Annotated in this window: 16 protein-coding genes and 1 tRNA gene; 12 read left to right on the forward strand and 5 right to left on the reverse strand. The window is 67.1% G+C overall.

The window, feature by feature from the left end; all coding sequences use genetic code 11:
- The 4 genes from AX681_RS19845 to AX681_RS19860 all read left to right on the forward strand — a co-directional run.
- On the forward strand, positions 1 to 360 hold a 360-nt coding region (locus AX681_RS19845; RefSeq protein ID WP_197424331.1), incomplete at its 5' end, for a Maf family protein.
- Positions 353 to 1,291: a ribonuclease gene (locus AX681_RS19850; RefSeq protein WP_066682673.1), complete on the forward strand. Its 939-nt coding sequence runs from the start codon at positions 353 to 355 to the stop codon at positions 1,289 to 1,291. The genes AX681_RS19845 and AX681_RS19850, both read left to right, overlap by 8 nt.
- Positions 1,288 to 1,470 carry a DNA gyrase inhibitor YacG gene (locus tag AX681_RS19855; RefSeq protein WP_066662133.1) on the forward strand — a complete coding sequence of 61 codons (183 nt, stop codon included), beginning with the start codon at positions 1,288 to 1,290 and terminating at the stop codon, positions 1,468 to 1,470. Before AX681_RS19850 ends, AX681_RS19855 begins: the two co-directional genes overlap by 4 nt.
- Positions 1,471 to 1,489: 19 nt before the next feature.
- A tRNA-Phe gene (locus tag AX681_RS19860) sits at positions 1,490 to 1,565 on the forward strand.
- A gap of 22 nt (positions 1,566 to 1,587) precedes the next feature.
- Here AX681_RS19860 and AX681_RS19865 read toward each other — a convergent pair.
- Positions 1,588 to 2,052, reverse strand: coding sequence for an Lrp/AsnC family transcriptional regulator (locus tag AX681_RS19865; RefSeq protein WP_066662136.1), 465 nt, complete (start codon positions 2,050 to 2,052; stop codon positions 1,588 to 1,590).
- A gap of 129 nt (positions 2,053 to 2,181) precedes the next feature.
- On the opposite strand from AX681_RS19865, the gene AX681_RS19870 reads away from it, so the two are divergent.
- The 8 genes from AX681_RS19870 (at position 2,182) to AX681_RS19905 (ending at position 12,893) form a co-directional block, all read left to right on the forward strand.
- Positions 2,182 to 3,240, forward strand: coding sequence for a Glu/Leu/Phe/Val family dehydrogenase (locus tag AX681_RS19870; RefSeq protein WP_066662139.1), 1,059 nt, complete (start codon positions 2,182 to 2,184; stop codon positions 3,238 to 3,240).
- A gap of 1 nt (position 3,241) precedes the next feature.
- Positions 3,242 to 3,496 carry a hypothetical protein gene (locus AX681_RS19875; protein WP_066662142.1) on the forward strand — a complete coding sequence of 85 codons (255 nt, stop codon included), beginning with the start codon at positions 3,242 to 3,244 and terminating at the stop codon, positions 3,494 to 3,496.
- A gap of 143 nt (positions 3,497 to 3,639) precedes the next feature.
- Positions 3,640 to 5,619 (forward strand): serine hydrolase domain-containing protein, encoded by a 1,980-nt coding sequence (locus tag AX681_RS19880; RefSeq protein WP_066682679.1) that lies wholly within the window; start codon positions 3,640 to 3,642, stop codon positions 5,617 to 5,619.
- Between the two features lie 153 nt (positions 5,620 to 5,772).
- Complete coding sequence (locus tag AX681_RS19885; protein ID WP_066665027.1) at positions 5,773 to 7,947, forward strand: TonB-dependent receptor; 2,175 nt, start codon at positions 5,773 to 5,775, stop codon at positions 7,945 to 7,947.
- 11 nt (positions 7,948 to 7,958) lie between these two features.
- Positions 7,959 to 9,005: a DUF1611 domain-containing protein gene (locus AX681_RS19890; protein WP_066665024.1), complete on the forward strand. Its 1,047-nt coding sequence runs from the start codon at positions 7,959 to 7,961 to the stop codon at positions 9,003 to 9,005.
- 2 nt (positions 9,006 to 9,007) lie between these two features.
- Positions 9,008 to 10,132, forward strand: coding sequence for a YkvI family membrane protein (locus AX681_RS19895; protein ID WP_066665032.1), 1,125 nt, complete (start codon positions 9,008 to 9,010; stop codon positions 10,130 to 10,132).
- Positions 10,129 to 11,706 carry a serine hydrolase gene (locus AX681_RS19900; RefSeq protein ID WP_066665022.1) on the forward strand — a complete coding sequence of 526 codons (1,578 nt, stop codon included), beginning with the start codon at positions 10,129 to 10,131 and terminating at the stop codon, positions 11,704 to 11,706. The genes AX681_RS19895 and AX681_RS19900 overlap by 4 nt, the downstream gene beginning before the upstream one ends.
- The gene (locus AX681_RS19905; protein ID WP_066665020.1) at positions 11,703 to 12,893 is read left to right on the forward strand and encodes a dipeptidase; all 1,191 of its coding nucleotides are present in this window, start codon (positions 11,703 to 11,705) and stop codon (positions 12,891 to 12,893) included. The genes AX681_RS19900 and AX681_RS19905 overlap by 4 nt, the downstream gene beginning before the upstream one ends.
- Positions 12,894 to 13,016: 123 nt before the next feature.
- On the opposite strand, the gene AX681_RS19910 is transcribed toward AX681_RS19905, so the two are convergent.
- The 4 genes from AX681_RS19910 to AX681_RS19925 form a co-directional block, all read right to left on the reverse strand.
- Positions 13,017 to 13,688: a helix-turn-helix domain-containing protein gene (locus AX681_RS19910; RefSeq protein ID WP_066665017.1), complete on the reverse strand. Its 672-nt coding sequence runs from the start codon at positions 13,686 to 13,688 to the stop codon at positions 13,017 to 13,019.
- A gap of 100 nt (positions 13,689 to 13,788) precedes the next feature.
- Positions 13,789 to 15,402 carry an N-acyl-D-amino-acid deacylase family protein gene (locus AX681_RS19915; RefSeq protein WP_066665014.1) on the reverse strand — a complete coding sequence of 538 codons (1,614 nt, stop codon included), beginning with the start codon at positions 15,400 to 15,402 and terminating at the stop codon, positions 13,789 to 13,791.
- Complete coding sequence (locus tag AX681_RS19920; protein WP_066665012.1) at positions 15,399 to 16,403, reverse strand: dipeptide epimerase; 1,005 nt, start codon at positions 16,401 to 16,403, stop codon at positions 15,399 to 15,401. The genes AX681_RS19915 and AX681_RS19920 overlap by 4 nt, the downstream gene beginning before the upstream one ends.
- A gap of 3 nt (positions 16,404 to 16,406) precedes the next feature.
- Entirely contained in the window at positions 16,407 to 18,356 is a 1,950-nt protein-coding gene (locus AX681_RS19925; protein ID WP_066665009.1) for a serine hydrolase domain-containing protein, read from the reverse strand.
- Positions 18,357 to 18,363 lie beyond the last annotated feature (7 nt).

An 18,363-nucleotide genomic window follows, 5' to 3' on the forward strand; every position in this document is an offset into this window, starting at 1 on the left:
ATCGCGCTCGGCCGCCGCATCCTGCCGCCCGCCGAAACCGAGGATGTGCAGCGCGACCTGCTGACCAAGCTGTCGGGCCGCCGCCACCATTGCCTGTCGGCGGTGTGCCTGATCGGCCTGGATGGCCGCGCGCGGGTGCGCCTGTCCGACACGGTGGTCGCGTTCAAGCGGCTGAGCGAAGCCGAGATCGACCGTTACATCGCGTGCGGCGAGGGGCTGGGCAAAGCCGGCGGCTATGCCATCCAGGGCCGTGCCGAGGCGTTCGTCCGCTTCATCTCCGGCACCTATTCGGGCGTAGTCGGCTTGCCGCTCTACGACACCCGCGCGCTGCTGGAGAGCGCTGGCTACAACATTGGCTGAGTGGCTCTACGAAGCCGGGATCGGCGAGAATCGCGCGGCGCTGGTCGCGCGCGGCACCATCCGCAAGGCGCGGATCGAGCTGCCCGGGCTGCGCGCCGACACGATCGCCGTCGCCAAGCTGATCGACCGCAGCACCGGCAAGGTGATGTTGTCCGATGGCGGCGAGGCACTGTGCGACCCGCTGCCCAAGGGGGTGACGCAGGGCGCGTCCTTCCCCGTCCGCATCGTCCGCGAATCGGTGGCCGAGCGCGGACGGATCAAGCTGCCCAAGGCCGTTCCCGCACCCGACAGCGCGCCCGCACCCGGCCCCGGCCTGCTCACGCGCATCACCGCCACTGGCCTCCCTGTGCGTCACTGCCACGCGCACGAACCCGATGCGCTGGAGGAAGCGGGCTGGTCCGAAGTGCTGGAGGAAGCGCGCACCGGCGAGATCCGCTTTGCCAGCGGCGCGCTGCTGCTGTCGCTCACCCCGGCGATGAACCTGTTCGATGTCGATGGCGGCCCGCCGCTGGGTCCGTTGTCGATCGACGCCGCGCATGCCGTCGCGGCGGCGATGGAGCGGCTCGACATTACCGGATCGGTCGGAGTCGATTTCCCGACGCTCGCCAACAAGAACGAACGCAATGCGGTGGGGGAGGCAATCGACGCCGCCCTGCCGCAACCGTTCGAGCGTACCGCGATGAACGGCTTCGGCTTCCTTCAGATCGTCCGGCGCAAGACGCGCATGTCGCTGCCCGAACTCATCGCCGCCGATCCCGTCGGCGCGGCACTGCGGGCGGAGCTGCGCCGCCTCGAACGCCTTCCCCCGCCCGCGCCCGATACCCATATCCTCCCCGCGCCGCTGCTGCGCCGGATCGAGCGTGAGCCCGACTGGATCGCGCAGCTCCACCGCCGCACCGGCGGGCGCACCCGTTTTGTGGAAGCGACATGAAAGCAATCTGCCCGATCTGCGGCGCCAAGCCCGCGCCTGAATTCAAGCCGTTCTGCAGCCGTGGCTGCAAGGACCGCGACCTGCTGCAATGGCTCGGCGAAGGCTATCGCATCCCCGGTCGCCCGGCCGATCCGGAAGAATTGCAAAGCGGGCTAGACAGCGGCCAACCCCGCGACTAAGAGCGCGCCTTCATCCCGTGCCCGGGTAGCTCAGTTGGTAGAGCATGCGACTGAAAATCGCAGTGTCGGCGGTTCGACTCCGTCCCCGGGCACCACTTCATCCCAGCGCAAATCACCTCACACCGGCAGCGCCGTGGTCGACTTGATCTCCGACAGCGCGACGGTCGAGTTGATTTCCTGAACCCCCGGCAGCCGCGAGAGTTTTTCGAAGAAAAATTGCTCATAGGCTTCGATATCGGCCGCCACCACGCGCAGCATGAAATCGACCGTGCCCATCAGGACATAGCATTCCAGCACCTCGGGCAGCTCGTGGATCGATGCGGCGAATTCGTCGAGATTGGCGCGGCCATGTGCGTTGAGCTTGACCAGCGCGAACACCTGCGCACGCAGCCCGATCTTGCGCCGGTCGAGCAGCGCGACACGGCGCTTGATATAGCCTTCGCGCTCCAGCCGGTCGATCCGGCGCCAGCAGGGTGAGGCGGACAGCCCCACCGCTTCGGCGACCGCAGCGGTCGACAGCGAAGCATCGTCCTGCAGCGCGCGGAGAATGCGGCGGTCGTAGGCGTCGAGCGGTTCCGGCATGATTTAACCTCTGAACGGACGGAATTGGGTTAATTCTATCCTGATAATCGCATATGTGCGAATCATTAGGTCAGAAATTGCCGGTATCACCGGTTACGATTGCGGTGCTTGCGATCAAGGTGATGTCCGATGCCCGATTCCTCCGCCCCCGTCCCGCCCGAAGAGGTGCTGCGTCTCGATGACCCGCAATCGGGGCTGTCGGGCGTGATCGTGGTGCATTCGACTGCGCTCGGCCCGGCGGCGGGTGGGTGCCGCTTTCATCGCTACGCCAGTGACACGGACGCCGTTGCCGATGCGCTGCGGCTGGCGGAGGGGATGAGTTACAAGAACGCATTGGCGGGCCTGCCGCTCGGCGGGGGGAAGGCGGTGATCCGGATGCCCGATGGCCCGTTCGACCGCGCCGCGCTGTTCCGCGCGTTCGGTCGCGCGGTGGCGTCGCTGGGCGGGCGCTATGTCACCGCCGAGGATGTCGGCACCAGCGTGGCCGATATGGAATATGTCGCCGATAGCACGCGGCATGTCGCCGGGCTGCCGACCGCGCCCGGTGCGCCGGGCGGCGATCCCTCGCCCTGGACTGCGCTTGGGGTGCTGCGATCGATGGAGGTGGCGGTGCAGCGGCATCTTGGCGCGTCGCTCGCGGATGTGACGGTCGCGGTGCAGGGGCTTGGCCATGTCGGTTTTGCGTTGTGCGAACTGCTCCACGAAGCCGGAGCGCGGCTGTTCGTCGCCGAGCCGCGGATCGAGGTCGCGGCCGAGGCGGCCCGCCGATTCGGGGCGCGCGTCATGGAGCCGGACGAACTGCTGACCGCACCGGCCGAGGTGCTGGCACCCTGCGCGCTCGGCGGCGTGATCGATGCTGCATCGGTGCAGCAGCTCGGCGCGGCAGTGGTGTGCGGCGCGGCGAACAACCAGCTGGCGGCCCCTGCAGCGGGCGATGCGCTGCGCGCGCGCGGCATTCTGTATGCGCCCGATTATGTCGTGAATGCCGGCGGCATCATCAACGTCGCAGCCGAGCATCTCGGCTGGAGCGTGGCCGAGGCGCGGAGCCGGGTCGAGGCAACCGGCGCGCGGCTCACGGCGGTACTCGACCATGCTGCAGCGGAGCGGATCGCGCCGCATGTCGCCGCCGACCGGCTCGCCCGCGGGGCGATCGGCCGAGCGCAGCGCCAGCCTGTCCTTGCCGCCTGACATGGACTCCGGCTCCGGGACCGGCACCGCAACCTTTGTCGTGACCGCCGCGCGTTGCCCGCAAGTGCTGTGCCGCCTGCTCGGCCTGTTCGCCCAACAGGATCGGGTGATCGATTCGCTGTCGGTGGAGGCGCGCCCGCGCGGCTATCGCGCCGAGTTCGTGGTGGCGGGCATCGACCCGCACCGCGCCACCATCATCGCACACAAGATGCGCGCGATCGTCAGCGTGCGGACGGCCCGCCTGCGCCTGCACTGAGCGCAACGCGGCACCCTGTGCGGCACGCGCTCTTGATTTGACAATTCTCCAAATAGGATCATGTTCGTCGGATCAGGACGATTCACTCGCTTCGCGCACCGCGCGCCCGGGCAGGATCGCACAGCCCAGGGAAGGGGAAGATGATGGTCGTGTGGACGCACAAGGTCAAACTGGCGGTGGCGGCGCTGCTCGCGCTCACCGTCGCGATACCCGCTTCAACCCAGCAGGCGCCGCTCGTGCCTCAGCCCGCGGCGGTGGCCGCGCCGGCCGTGCCGCCCGCCACCCCGGCCGGGCTGGACAAGCTGACCAAGACCGATGTCGATGCGTGGCTCGACGGCTATATGCCCTATGCCCTGGCGCGCGGCGACATTGCCGGTGCCGTGGTCGTGGTGGTCAAGGACGGCGCGGTCGTGACGCAGCGCGGCTTTGGCTATGCCGATGTCGCCAAGCGCGCGCCGGTCGATCCCGCAACGACGCTGTTCCGGCCCGGTTCGACCTCGAAACTCTTCACCTGGACGGCGGTGATGCAGCAGGTGGAGGCGGGCAAGATCGACCTCGACGCCGACATCAACACCTATCTCGACTTCAAGATTCCACCCTATGGCGACAAGCCGATCACGATGCGCCACCTGATGACGCATACCGCGGGGTTCGAGGAGATCATCAAGGGGCTGCTGGCGTTCGACATCCAGCTCAAGCCGCTGGGCGACATTCTGAAGGAGCGGATCCCGGAGCGGATCTACGCCCCCGGCACGACGCCGGCCTATTCCAACTATGCGACCGCGCTGGCCGGCTACATCGTCGAGCGCGTGTCGGGGCAGTCGTTCGACACCTATGTCGAGCGCAATATCTTCGACCGGCTGGGCATGCGCTATGCCAGCTTCCGCCAGCCACTTCCCGCCAAGCTCAAGCCGTTCATGTCGCAGGGCTATGAACTGGGTTCGGGCAAGGCGCAGCGGTTCGAGATCATCGGCATGGCGCCGGCCGGCGCGATGTCGGCGAGCGGGGCGGACATGGCGAAGTTCATGCTGGCGTTCCTCGATCAGGGTGGCCCGCTGCTCAAGCCAGCGACCACGGCCCAAATGCTCAAGGCGCAGAACTTCAGCGTCAAGGGCGCCAACCAGATGGCGCTGGGCTTCTATGAGGACTGGATCAACGGTCGCCGCGCGGTGGGCCATGGCGGCGACACCGTCTATTTCCACACCGACCTCAAGATCTTCCCGGCGGAAAAAGTCGGCATCTTCATTTCGGTCAACAGCCAGGGTGGGGGCGGGGCACCCGGAGCGGTGCGCACCGCGCTGGTCGAGGGGTTTGCCGACCGTTACCTGCCTGCCGCCAACACGCCGCCGGTCGAGCTGGCAACCGCAAAGGAGCATGCCAAGCTGCTCACCGGCAGCTGGACCAACAGCCGCCGCGTCGCATCGAGCTTCGCGTCGTTCGTCTATCTGCTCGGCGAAGAGAAGATCGGCCTCGACGAAGACGGCCGCCCCCTGGTCAGCGGCATTCCCTCGCTCGGCGGTGCGCCGCGCAAATGGATCGAGGTCGAACCGTTCGTGTGGCAGGACGCCTATGGCAAGGAACGCCTCGTTGCCGAAGTACGTGACGGGCAGATCGTCCGCTGGACCTTCGGCATGGCCTCGCCTTTCATGGTGTGGGACCGCACCCCCTGGTACGCCAGCGGCGCGTGGCTGATCCCGGCGTTGCTGTTCGCGCTTGCCGTCATCCTGATCACCGCACTCGGCTGGCCGATCGGCTGGATCGCGCGCCGCCGCTATGGCGCGCAGCTTGCGCTGACCGGCCCGGCGCGTACCGCCTATCGCGTGGTGCGTGGCCTGGCATGGCTGGTGATCGCGGTGCTGGTCGGCTGGCTGATCGTGGTCATGGGGATCGAGAATTTCGACGGCCATGGCAAGAATGACTGGCTGATCCTGACGCTTCAGGTCGTTGGCACGCTTGCCTATTTTGGCCTGCTCGCCGGGTCGGTGTGGAACCTGCTGCTGGCGTTTAAGGAGCGGCGTGGCTGGTTCTCGAAACTCTGGTCGGTCCTGCTCGTCCTTGGCGCCTTCGTCGTCCTGTGGGTGGCGCTGGTGTTCAAGCTGGTGAGCTTCGGTACGGGATATTGAGGTTCCCCGCGGGTCGGGTGTCGGTCGCATGACCGGCATCCGGCCCTACCAAATCAAGATTGACAATTGTCTAAATAGGACAACATTCTCTTAATCAGAGAAAGACCGCGCGCCGGAATGCCGACGTGACAGGCAGATTCAGGGAGACTTCACATGACACGGCATGCAATTCCGACCCGTATCGTCCTGTCCCTCTCGACCGCGGCCACCGCGTTGATGCTGCCGGTATCGGCCTTCGCGCAGGACGGCGTCACCATGGACCGCGACGAGATCGTCGTCACCGCACAAAAGCGGACCGAGCGGATCCAGGACGTGCCGATTTCGATCACCGTCGTCAGCGGCCAGGCCATGCAGCAGAGCGGCGCGTCGCAGCTGTCGGACTATGCCGCGTCGATCCCGGGGCTTCAGGTCGACAATGCCGGATCGCCCGGCCGCTCGACGCTGACGCTGCGCGGTGTCGCGCCGATCGGGCCGAGCGCGACCGTCGGCCTGTATCTCGACGATGCCCCGATCGGGTCGAGCGGCATCTACAACCGTTCGCAGACCTTCACGCTCGACCTGATGCCCTATGATATCGAGCGGCTGGAAGTGCTGCGCGGGCCGCAGGGCACGCTCTATGGTGCCAGCTCGATCGGCGGCCTGCTCAAATATGTCACGGTTCAGCCGAACCTGAAGGACCTGAAGGTTCGTGGCGGCGCCGAAGTGTTCACCGTGGCGCATGGCGATGGTGTGGGCTGGGCGGCCAACGCGATGGTCAATGTGCCGCTGGTCACCGACCAGCTGGCGGTCAGCGCCAGCTATGCGCGGCGCGAAACGCCGGGCTATGTCGACAATATCCAGACCGGCGAGGAAGACGTTAACGACGCGGTCCAGCAGGGGGGACGGGTGGCGCTGTTGTGGCAGCCTGATCCCGCGCTCACGATCAAGTTGAGCGGCGTGTGGCAGTCGGTGGATTCGGACAATGTCAGCCTCGTCTACGAAGGCATGGGCAACACCCCGATCGCGCCCGGGGCCGGGTTCCTCAACACCAATACCCAGCTGGCCGAGCCGTTCACCAGCGACTTCCAATTCTATTCGGCTTCGATCGGCTATGATCTGGGCTTTGCCGAACTCAGCTCGACGACGTCGTACAGCAAGCTCGAAATCCTCGAAGTGACCGATGCCAGCCGCGTGTTTGGCGGCATCTTCGGCGGCTTTGCCCCCTATCCGGCGACGCTCGAGCAGAAGAAGTGGACGCAGGAGCTGCGCCTCACCTCGGCGCCCAGCACCAGCTTTGAATGGATGGTCGGCTTTTTCTATACCGACGAAGACAACACCCACAGCCAGGTGGTGCGCGCTCTCGATGCGAACGGCGCGCCGCTTGCGGGCTTTGACCCGTTCGCCGTGGTCGGCCTGCCCAACACGTACAAGGAATATGCGGTCTTCGGTAACGCGACCTGGAAGATCAGCGAGAAGTTCCACCTGACCGGCGGGCTGCGCTGGGCGCGCAACGACCAGACCTTTACCCAGTCGACCGCGATCCCGCTGCTCGGCCTCAATGCCAGCGGCGACGGCGAATCGTCGGAAGAGATTGTCACCTACAGCGTCAGCCCGCAATTCAACCTGAGCCGGGACGCGATGATCTACGCCCGCGTCGCCAGCGGCTACAAGCCGGGCGGACCGAACGTCGCGCTGCCGGGCTTCCCCGCCACCGTCGGGGCAGAGCGGGTGACGAGCTATGAGGCCGGCGTGAAGGCCAGCTTCCTCGACCGCGCGGTCAGCGTGGACGCCGCGGTGTTCATGCTCGACTGGGACAATCTCCAGACCGCAGCCTCCTTTGCTGCAGGGATCAGCGGCCTCGTCAACGCGGGCAAGGCACGCAGCGCCGGGGTCGAGGCATCGCTGTCGATCACGCCGACCGCCGGGTTCAATGTCGGGGCGAACTTTGCCTATACCGACGCGAAATGCACCGAAACCACCGCTTCGTGCACCGATGGTGACCGGTTGCCGAGCGTGCCCAAGGTCTCTGCCGCACTTACGGCCGATTATCGCTTTGCCGTCGGCGGTGCTGCGGAAGCGCGGCTGGGTGGCGCGTTCCGGATTGTCGGGGACCGTATTTCCGACATCGAAAGCTCCGCGCTTTCGGTGCCGATCGACGGCTATTCCGCGCTCGACCTCAACGCGGCGGTGACGTTCAACGACAAATGGACGCTGCGCGCCTATGCCCGCAACGTCACCGATGCGCAGGGGCGGATCACCAGCAACGTCGCGACCACCAATCCCGGCTTCCTGTCGACCGTGCCGCTGCAACCCCGCACACTGGGTCTCGCCATCGACCTGTCCTTCTGATCGCGCCGGCCATGAACGCTCCGTTCAACGCGCCCGGGTCGGATGCGACGCTGCCGCAGCCCTATCTGCTGTTCCTGGGCGATACGGTCGAGCGTGGCTTTGCCAAGACCGCGCTGGGGCTGCGCGACTGGGCGGCGGACAAATGCGTCGGCGAGCTGCGGCTGACCAATGCGACGGTGTCGACCGGTCTGCCCGAACTGACCCCGGCACAGGCCCGGGCACAGGGCGCGCGGGCAATGGTGATCGGCGTCGCCAATCAGGGCGGGATCATTCCGCTGTCGTGGCGCGCATCGCTGATCGAGGCGCTGGAGGCGGGGCTCGACCTGATCGCGGGAATGCATATGCGCCTTGCCGACCTGCCCGAAGTGGCGACGGCGGCACAGTTGCTCGGGCGGCAGCTGTTCGACGTGCGCGTGCCGCCCGCCGATATCCCGGTCGCCACCGGCCGCAAGCGCAGCGGCAAGCGGCTGCTGACGGTCGGCACCGATTGTGCGCTGGGCAAGAAATACACCGCGCTGGCGCTTGCGCGTGCCTTCGCCGCGCGCGGCGTGCCGAGCGACTTCCGCGCGACCGGCCAGACCGGGATCATGATCGCCGGGAGCGGCATCCCGATGGACGCGGTGGTGTCGGATTTCGAAGCTGGCGCGGCGGAGCTGCTCTCGCCCGACGCCGCGCCCGACCATTGGGACGTGATCGAGGGGCAGGGGTCGCTGGCGCATCCCGCTTATGCTGCCGTCTCGCTCGGCCTGCTCCATGGCAGCCAGCCCGACGTGTTCGTGGTGTGTCATGAGCCGGGTCGCACCGCGATGCTCGGCACCGCCGGCTATCAGCTGGTCAGCGTCGAAGAGATCGCATCGCTCGCCACCGCACTCGGTCGCCGCACCAATCCCGCGATCCGCTGCGGCGGCTTTTCCTACAACACCGCCGCAATGGACGCCGATGCTGCCGCGCGGTTCATGGCCGCCGAAAGCGTGCGGCTGGGCCTGCCCGTCGCCGATCCGATCCGCGGCGGCGCGGCGTTCGAGGCGCTGGTCGACAGCTGCCTGGGCGCGGGGTGATCATGGCCAGAGCGACCTGGTTTCAGCGCTTCCTGCTCCCCGGCCTTGCCTTCAAGGGCGTGGTGATCGGCGGCGGCTATGCCACCGGGCGCGAGCTGGCGGAGTTCTTCCTGCCCAGCGGGCCGCAGGGCGGACTGGTCGCCATGCTGCTGGCGATGCTGGTCTGGAGCGCAGTGTGCGCAGCGACCTTCGCCTTCGCGCATCTGACCCGCAGCCATGACTATCGCAGCTTCTTTCAAAAGCTGCTCGGTCCGGGCTGGATCGCATTCGAAATCGTCTATGTCCTGCTGCTGATCCTGATCCTCGCGGTGGTCGGCGCCGCGGCGGGGGAGATCGGGGCGAGCCTCGGCGCGCCCGCGATTGTCGGGACGTTGGCACTTACCGCGACGATTGCGGTGGTGACCGGACTCGGCACCGCATCGGTCGAGCGGTTGTTCAAATACGCTTCGACCCTGCTCTACCTTGTCTACGCCCTGTTCCTGATCCTCGGTCTCGCGTTGTTCGGCGACCGCATCGGAGCCAGTCTCGCCACCCCGGCACCCACGACCGGCTGGGTGGCCGGTGGTGTTGCCTATGCGGCCTATAATCTGGTCGCGGCCGCCGCCGTGCTGCCGCTCACCGCGCATTTCACCAGCCGCCGCGACGCGCTGATCGCCGGATCGATCGCGGGACCGCTGGCGATGCTGCCCGCGCTCGGCTTCTTCCTGTGCATGATCGCCTTCTATCCCGGCATCGCGGACCAGACCTTGCCCTCGGCCTTTCTGCTCGGGCAGATGAACCTGCCGTGGTTCACCATCGCGTTCCAGGCGATGATCTTCGCCGCCCTGCTCGAAACCGGGGTCGGCATCATCCATGCAGTCAACGAGCGCGTGTCGGGGGTGTGGCAGGCCAGGCGCGGCGTGCCGCTTGGCAGCGGAGCGCGCGCCGGCATCGCGCTCGCGCTGCTGCTCGGCTGCGTGTTCGTCGCCACCGCAATCGGCCTGATCGACCTGATCGGCAGCGGTTATCGCCTGCTCGCCTTCGCGATGCTGGCGGTGTTCGTGCTGCCCGTGATGACCCTTGGCGTCCTGCGTATCCTGCGCGCGCCGTCCGACGTGGAGACTTCCGACGTGGAGACTGTTGCATGATCCGTGCCCTGCTCGCGCTTCCTGCGCTGCTGCTTGCCGTCCCCGCAGCGGCGGAACTGCCCAAGGGATTTGCGGAACGGGTGGAGACGCTGCGCGCCAAGAGCGGCGCGCCCGGCATTGCCATCGCGGTGGTGCACAAGGGCAAGGTCGAACTGGCGCAGGGCTGGGGCACCACCAAGCAGGGCGGCACGCAACAGGTCGATGCCAACACGATCTTTCAGACCGGATCGACCGGCAAGGCGTTCACCGCCGCCGCGCTCGCCATTCTGGTCGATCGCGGCAAGATCAACTGGGACGACCGGGTGATCGATCACATGCCATGGTTCCGTATGGCCGATCCCTGGGTGACGCGCGAGATCACCATCCGCGACTTGCTGGTTCATCGCAGCGGGCTTGGCCTCGGTGCGGGCGACTTGCTCTACGTCCCGCGCGGCAGCCTGTCGCGCAAGGAAACGGTCAAGCGCCTCGCCTACATCCAGCCCGCGCGCAGCTTCCGCTCGGGCTATGCCTATGACAACATCCTCTACGCCGTCGCCGGCCAGCTGATCGAGGAGGTCAGCGGCAAGAGCTGGGAAGACTTCATGGCGCAGGACGTGTTCGCCGCCGGGGGCATGACCAGTGCGACCGCGACCTATGAGGCCCGCCTCGCCAATCCCAATCGCGCGCATCCGCATGCCCGGATCGGCGGCGCGGTGCGCGGCGATGGCCCGGTGTCGATGCTTGACGAGCGCGCGGCGGAACTCGGCCGCGCGGCGCTGCCCGCTGGCGGCCTGGCGCTCAGTGCCAATGACCTCGCGCGCTGGCTGCAGATCCAGCTCGGCAAGGGCGCGCTGCCCGGCGGCGGGCGGTTGTTCAGCGCGGCGCAGTCGGCGGAAATGTGGAAGGGCGTGACGCTGCAGCCGATCTCCCCGATGCCGCCCTCGCTCGCGCCGCTGACGCCCAATTTCAGCTCCTATGCGCTCGGCTGGAGCGTCACCGATTATCGCGGGGTGCGGGTGATCGCGCATGGCGGCGCGGTGTTCGGGGCGATTGCCTATGTCATCCTGCTCCCCGACCAGGATGTCGGCATCGCCGGCGTGGTCAATGCCGAGGAGACGGCGCTGCTGCGCGGCGTGATCCATACATTGGTCGATCACTATCTCGGCGCACCCGATCAGGGCTGGCCAAGCCGGTTCGACGCCTTCATCGCGCAGCGCATTGCGGGCGCCAAGGCGGCGCTGTCGACGACGCGCGCCGCGCCCGCCAAGGTCGGCCCGTCGCTCGCTCTCGACCGCTATGTCGGCACTTATCGCGACGCGTGGTATGGCGATGTCGTGGTGGGCAAGGGCAAGGATGGCGGCCTGACCATCGACTTCACCACCACCCCGGCGATGAAGGGCAAGCTGGTCCACTGGCAATATGACTCGTTCGTCACCCGCTTCGACGACAAGTCGCTGGAGCCGGCCTTTGTCACCTTCGCGCTCGACGCCGACGGCAAGGTCGCGCGCGTGTCGATGAAGGCCGAAAGCCCGATCGCCGACTTCAGCTACAATTATCAGGACCTCGATCTGCGTCCGGTGGGAGCGAGCAAATGAAGCGGTTCTCGACCCTCGCCCTGCTGCTGCTCGCCGCCTGCGCGACGGCCACGCCGTCAGCTCCCGTGGAGGACATGGCGGCGCTGCACAAACGCCTGCTCGTGCTCGACACGCATCTCGATACGCCGCTGCATTTCGGGCGGCCGGGGTGGAGTTTCGGCGACAAGCACGATCCCGCGACCGACCTTGCGCAGGTCGATATGGGCCGGATGGAGGAGGGCGCGCTCGATGGCGGCTTCTTCGTCATCTACACCGATCAGGGACCGTTGACGGCCAAGGGCTATGCCGACGCGCTTGCCTTTGCGCGCAGGCGCTCCGACGCGATCGACACGACCATCGCGCAATTTCCCAAGCGCATCGCCCCGGCACTGACGGCGCAGGACGTCCGCCGCCTGAATGGCGAAAACAGGCTGATCGCGTTCAAATCGATCGAGAACAGCTATCCGCTCGGCGAAGACCTGTCGCTGCTCGCCGAGTTCCACAAGCGCGGCGTGCGCATGGCCGGGCCGGTGCACGGCAAGAACAACCAGTTCGCCGATTCATCGACCGACAAACCGCGCTGGAACGGCCTCAGCCCGCTCGGCCGGCAATGGGTGGCGGAAATGAACCGGCTCGGCATGGTGATCGACGCCAGCCACGCCTCGGACACCGCGTTCGACCAGCTGCTGCAGCTGTCGCGTGCGCCGATCATCCTGTCGCACACCACTGGCCGCCACGCTTACGACCACCCGCGCAACCTCGACGACACCCGCATCCGCGCGCTCGCGGCAAAGGGCGGGGCGATGTGCATCAGCACGATCTTCCTGTCCGAACTCAACCTCGCCGGCGAGCGCGGGGCGTTGTTCGCGAAGTACGAGCAGATCGCGACGCTGCCCCCTGCGGAACAGGTCGCGCTGGCGAAGCGCTGGCGCGAACTCGACCAGACCCAGCCGCTGTGGGACGCCGATTTCGAGAAATACATCGCGATGGTACTGCACGTCGTGAAGGTCGCCGGACCCGACCATGTCTGCTTCAGCGGCGACTGGGACGGCGGCGGCGGGGTCAAGGGGTTCGAGGATATCTCGGCCCTGCCCTTGGTCACCGCGCGGCTGAAACAGGCGGGCTATTCCAACGCGGATCTGGCGAAGATGTGGGGCGGGAATATCCTGCGCATCGTTGAGGCGGCACAGGCGCAGGCGGGGGGCTGAGGGAAGCCTCCAACTCCCGTTTACGCTGAACTTGTCGAAGCGCCGCGCGAAAATCTCGAAGTTCGGGAGCCGCCCTTCGCTCAGGGCAAACGGAGGTCAGGGTTCGGCGTGAACGCCTCGCGCCTACAACGCCGACTTCGACCGCCGCGCGCCGTTCTGTTCGACCATCTCCTGACCCTGCAGGGTCATCAGCGATTCCATCAGCTTCTCCTCGGCGCTCGAACACACGCCCAGCACCGTCGCCTCGCTACAGCCTTCGGCGGCGATATAGGCGTGGCCCATGTTTGAATCGATGTAGATCGACTCGCCCTCGTGCAGCACCACGGGGTCGTAGAATTCGGTATGCACCTCAACCGCGCCCTGCAGGACGTAGATGAATTCCTCGCCCGAATGGCGGACCAGCTCGCCGAATTCTTCAACCGTGCGCGCGCGGATCTTGGTGACGATCGGGATCATCCGCTTCCGGCGCAATTCGGTGTTCATGTAGAAATAGTCGTAATTCGGCGTCTCGACCCGCACCGCGCGATCGAGGCGGCCGACGCTGCGCCGCGCGGTCACCGGCTGCTGCTGCGGGTCGGCGGGCTCGCTGCTTTCGGCGAACAGCTCGGACATGCGCAGCCCCAGCCGCTGGGCGAGCTGAAGCAATTTGTCATAGGTGAGCGTCAGCCGGTTATGCTCGATCTTGGACAGGGTTGATACCGGAATGCCGGTCCGCTCGCTCATCTGCTTGAGCGTCCACCCCTCCTGCCCGCGCAGGCGGCGCAGGAAACTTCCAAGCGTGGGGGCATCAGACATAGACGGCGATCACCTCAAGGTTTCCGATCAGGACTACGAAGCCCGATCAGCCGCCTTTGGTGATAGCAGCGTCTTGCCGCCAAACAATCCCGTTGCGGACCTACACGCCGGGGCAGGGATGGCGGAGCACGCGCCCCGCGCGCGCGCCGGTCGGCTGGCCCTGGGCGAGCGCCAGAGTGCCGTTGACGATCACCGTGTCGATGCCGGTGGGCGGGGTTTCCGGCGCAGCAAAGGTCGCGCGGTCCAGAATCGTGTCGAGGTCGAACACAACCACATCGGCGCGCATGCCCGCGCGCAGCAGGCCACGGTCGGACAGACCCAGCCGCTGCGCCGGCCATCCGCTCATCTTGCGCACCGCGTCGGCCAGGGTCAGCACCTTCCGTGCCTTCACATATTCCGCGATGATGCGCGGAAAGGTGCCATTGGCGCGCGGGTGCGGGCGGCCCTGTTGGTCCGGCGCGATCGTCGCGTCCGATGCCCCGGCATCGGTGCCGACGCTGACCCATGGCTGCCGCATCGCCAGCGCGATATCGCCCTCATCCATCATGAAATAGAGTGCGGTGGCGCGTGCGGGCAGCGCGTCGAGCCAGATGTCCCACGCCGCATCGGCCGGATCCTTGCCCAGCGCCTTGCCGATTTCGGCGAAATTCTTGCCGTGAAACCGCGCATATTTCGGGTTCTGCGCATTGGCGAGCACGACATTCTTCCACCCGCCCGAGGCATGGACCAGGTTCGACCAGTCGGGCTGCGACCCCGCCGCCAGTTCCTGCTTGAGCTTCGCGCGCACCGCCGGATCGCGCAGCGCGGCGTGCGCCGCCTCGCGCCCCTTGGCGAAGACATGGGTGGGAACGGTGACGTCGAGCCCGGTGCCGCCCGCGCGATAGGGGTAGATGTTGGCGCCGACATCGATGCCGCGGCTGCGCGCCGCCTCGATCCGCGCAATCGCCTGGGGCATCAGCTTGCCCCACAGCGGCGCATAGGCGGCCTTGATGTGGAAAATCTCGACCTTCGCCCCGCTGCGTGCGCCGATCCCCACCGCCTCGTCGATCGCGGCGAGCAGCTTGTCGCTCTCGTCGCGCATATGGGTGGCATAGAATCCGCCGCACTTGCCCGGGATCGCCGCCAGCCGGGCAAGGTCGCTTGCCGACTGGAAGGAGGCGGGGTGATAGATCAATGCGGTCGAGATGCCGAATACGCCCGCACGCATCGCGGTGCGGACCTCGTCCTCCATCGCTTTCAGCTGGTCCTCGCTCGGGGTGCCGGCGGCATCGCCCATCACCTTCACCCGCGCCTGCACCGCGCCATAATAGGTGCCGAAATTGACCGCGATGCCCTGGCTCTCGAGCTTGGCGAAGTAGCCGGGGATCGCGTCGGCCGGGACGGCGGTGCCGCCTTCGCCCGCGATCAGCGTGGTCACGCCCATGCGCAACTTGTTCGCGGCCGACCCGTCGTTGAGCAATGTCCGCCCCGACTGGTCGAGCATGTCGATGAACCCCGGCGCGACATAGCGGCCGCGCGCGTCGATCTCCTGGCGGCCGCTGCCGGTCACCGTGCCGATCGCGACGATCCGCCCGTCCTTGATCGCCACATCGCCGCTGACCCACGGATTGCCCGCGCCATCGAGCACGCGTCCGCCGCGAATGACGATGTCATAGGCCGGATCGGCGGCCCCCAGCAGCAACGGCGTGGCGAGCAGGGCGAGCGGTCGGATCATGCGGCAATCTCCCGATTGCGTGGCCCCCATACGCTGTCGTCGCAGGAGACATAGCCGTCCCGATAAACGATCGACGGGGTGCGATCGGTCTTGAGGAAGGTCGGGCCGTCGAGATCGACGATGGTGCAGCGCTGCGCCAGCACGAAGGCCGGGGCCATCGACAGGCTGGTGCCTACCATATTGCCGACCATCACGCCCAGCCCAAGCTGCGCGGCGCGATCGGCCATCATCAGCGCCTCGGTCAGCCCGCCGCATTTGTCGAGCTTGATATTGATCACGTCGAATCGCCCGCTGGCTCGGTCGACATCGGCCAGCGTCAGGATGCTTTCGTCCCCCGCCAGCGGGATCGGCGACGCATAGCCATCGAGATCCGCCTCGGCCCCGCGCCGCAATGGCTGTTCGAGCAGGTCGACCCGGGCCTCGACCAGCACCGCGACCAGCGCGTCGAGCCGATCGATCGTATATCCCTGATTGGCGTCGACGCCGAGCCACACATCGGGCCGCGCGGCGCGGATTGCGCGCACCCGGGCGGCATCGAGATCGTCCTCGCCCGTCAGCTTCACCTTGATCGCCCGCGCCTCGGCCCAGCCGCGCGCGGCCTGCGCCATCGCTTCGGGATCGTTCGCGCCGAGCGTGAAAGTGGTGACCACTGGCTGCGGCGCTGCGATCCCGGCGATCTGCCATACCGGCACCCCGGCGCGGTCGGCTTCCAGCTCCCACAGCGCCGCATCCACCGCATTGCGCGCGCCGCCCGCCGGCATCAGGTCGCGCAGGCCCATCCGGTCGATCCCCGCCTCGATACCCGGCCGCGCAGTCTCGATCGCCGCCAGCATATGATCGACGTCATCGCCCAGATAATAGACGCCCGCCGCCTCGCCGCGCCCACGCGCATCGCCATCCTCCAGCGTCACGACCACGATATCGGACGTCTCGAACACATGCCCCGAAATGCGGAACGGGGCGTTGAGCGGCAGGCTTTCGCGCGCGACGGTCAGTCTCATCCCTCAATCCTCGACATAGACATATTGGTTCTGCTGCCCGTCATTGATGGTCAGCGTGCGCTTGCCATCCTTGACCCCGACCAGCGCGTCCACGCCGATATTGCCCGGTCCGACCGAGATGATCGACACCGTGCCATCGGCATTCTTGCGCGTCGCGATCGGCCCTTCGACAAAGCCCGCCTTGATCCACTTCGCGCCATCCCGGTCGCTGATCGTGATCTGCCCCACCGTCGGATCGGCATAATGACGCGCGAGGTTGTCGAGCACCGCCGGATCGCCCGGATAAGTCAGCCGCCCGCGCCGTGCCACCGCGCCCGCCTTGATCCGCGCCGCTGCCGCCGCGACATCGCGCTCCGCCTCGGGCTGGCCGTCATAGAGGATTTCGAGCAGGCGGCGCAGCGTCGGGGCGAGCAGTGCCGCGCCCGGGTCGCTGTTGGTCAGGATCACCATGCCGACGCCGCTGTCGGGCAGCGCGTACCAGTTGCTGTGATAGCCGAGCAATGTGCCGCCATGAGTGACCACGGTGACGCCCTTAACATTGGTCTGGAACAGGCCCATGCCGTACCAGCTGTCGGGGCCGACCTGCACGCCCTTCTCGCGGCGCTTCACGATATTGGCCTCGCTTACCACGCGCTTGCCGTCGAGCATCCCCTTGCCCAGCTCGAGCTGGACATAGCGGATCATGTCGGCGGTGGTCGCGAACGCTGCGCCCGCGGGGCGATAGGGGTAGGGCGACCCGTTGAAGTCGTTCGACATCAGCGTCACCTTGCCGTCGATATCGAGGCCATGGGGTGCCGCCCAATTGCCCGCCATCCCCTCAGCATAGTCGAAGGTCGCGTCCGTCATCCCCAGCGGCTTGAAAACCTTCTCCTCCATCGCCCGGTCATAGGCGGCACCGAATTCCATGTTCGGATACAGGATGTGCCCGGCGACATAGCCCGCCGCCGACGCCAGCTGGTTATTATACTGGAACAGCTCGCCGAACTTGCTCGTCGGCATCGTCGCGGCCAGCTGGGTGAAGGTCGCCGATGCGGGCTGGCCCTTGTCCGCGAGAATGAAGCCATAATCCTTGCGCGGCAGGCCGGTGCAGGCGCACACCAGATGCTTGACCAGCACCGACTGCGTCACTGCATTATTGCCCAGCCGGAATTGCGGATAGAGATCGACCACCTTCTGGTTCCAGTCGAGCCTGCCTTCATCGGCGAGCACCGACAGCAGCAGCGTCGTCATACCCTTGGTGTTCGACGCGACCATGAACTTGGTATGCTGGTCCACCTTCTCCGGCGATCCCAGCGCGCGCACGCCGAACCCGCCTTGCCACAGCACCTTGCCGTCATCGATCAGCGCAAAGCCGATGCCCGGTACCTCCAGCGTCTGGCGCGCTCTCTCGACGAAATCGGTGAGCAGCTTGATCCGCGCCGGCGTCAGTTCGTGTGCCGTCTTGCCCGCAAAGCTCTCGGCCTGAAACCCGGCGGGCTTCAGCCCCGACTGCACCACCGACATCGCTGCGGAGCGCTTGGCCGCCGTGCCCGCGCCGCCATCCACGATCAGCACGGTCCAGGCCGCGCCCTTGCGCAGCGCCAGCGCGGAGCGCACCGCGCGCTCGGTCGGCGCGATTTCATAGCTGACCGCCAGCCGCTCGTCCCAGCCATCGCCCGCCGGAACCGGGGTGGTCAGGCGCGGCTCCGGCCCGGCGGCACCGCGCAGCGCTGCCCAGGCCCTGGCAGCGGCGTCCTTGCCGTCGCTTGCCGCGCCGATATCCACGACCGCGATGCGCAGATCGCCCTCGGGCGCGGTGAAGGTTACCGCCGGACCCGCGCGCGCAGCGGTCCAGTCCTTGGGCTGGACAAACTGCACGCCGCTGCCTGTCGTGCCGGGCGTGTCGGCAGTCGCCGTCTGCGCCAGCGCGGCGGCGGGCAGGGTCATCAGCGCGAGTGCGGCGAGGAACTTCATGCGACCT

The organism is Sphingomonas sp. CCH9-E2 (genome assembly GCF_001557215.1).
Lineage (GTDB): Bacteria > Pseudomonadota > Alphaproteobacteria > Sphingomonadales > Sphingomonadaceae > Sphingomonas.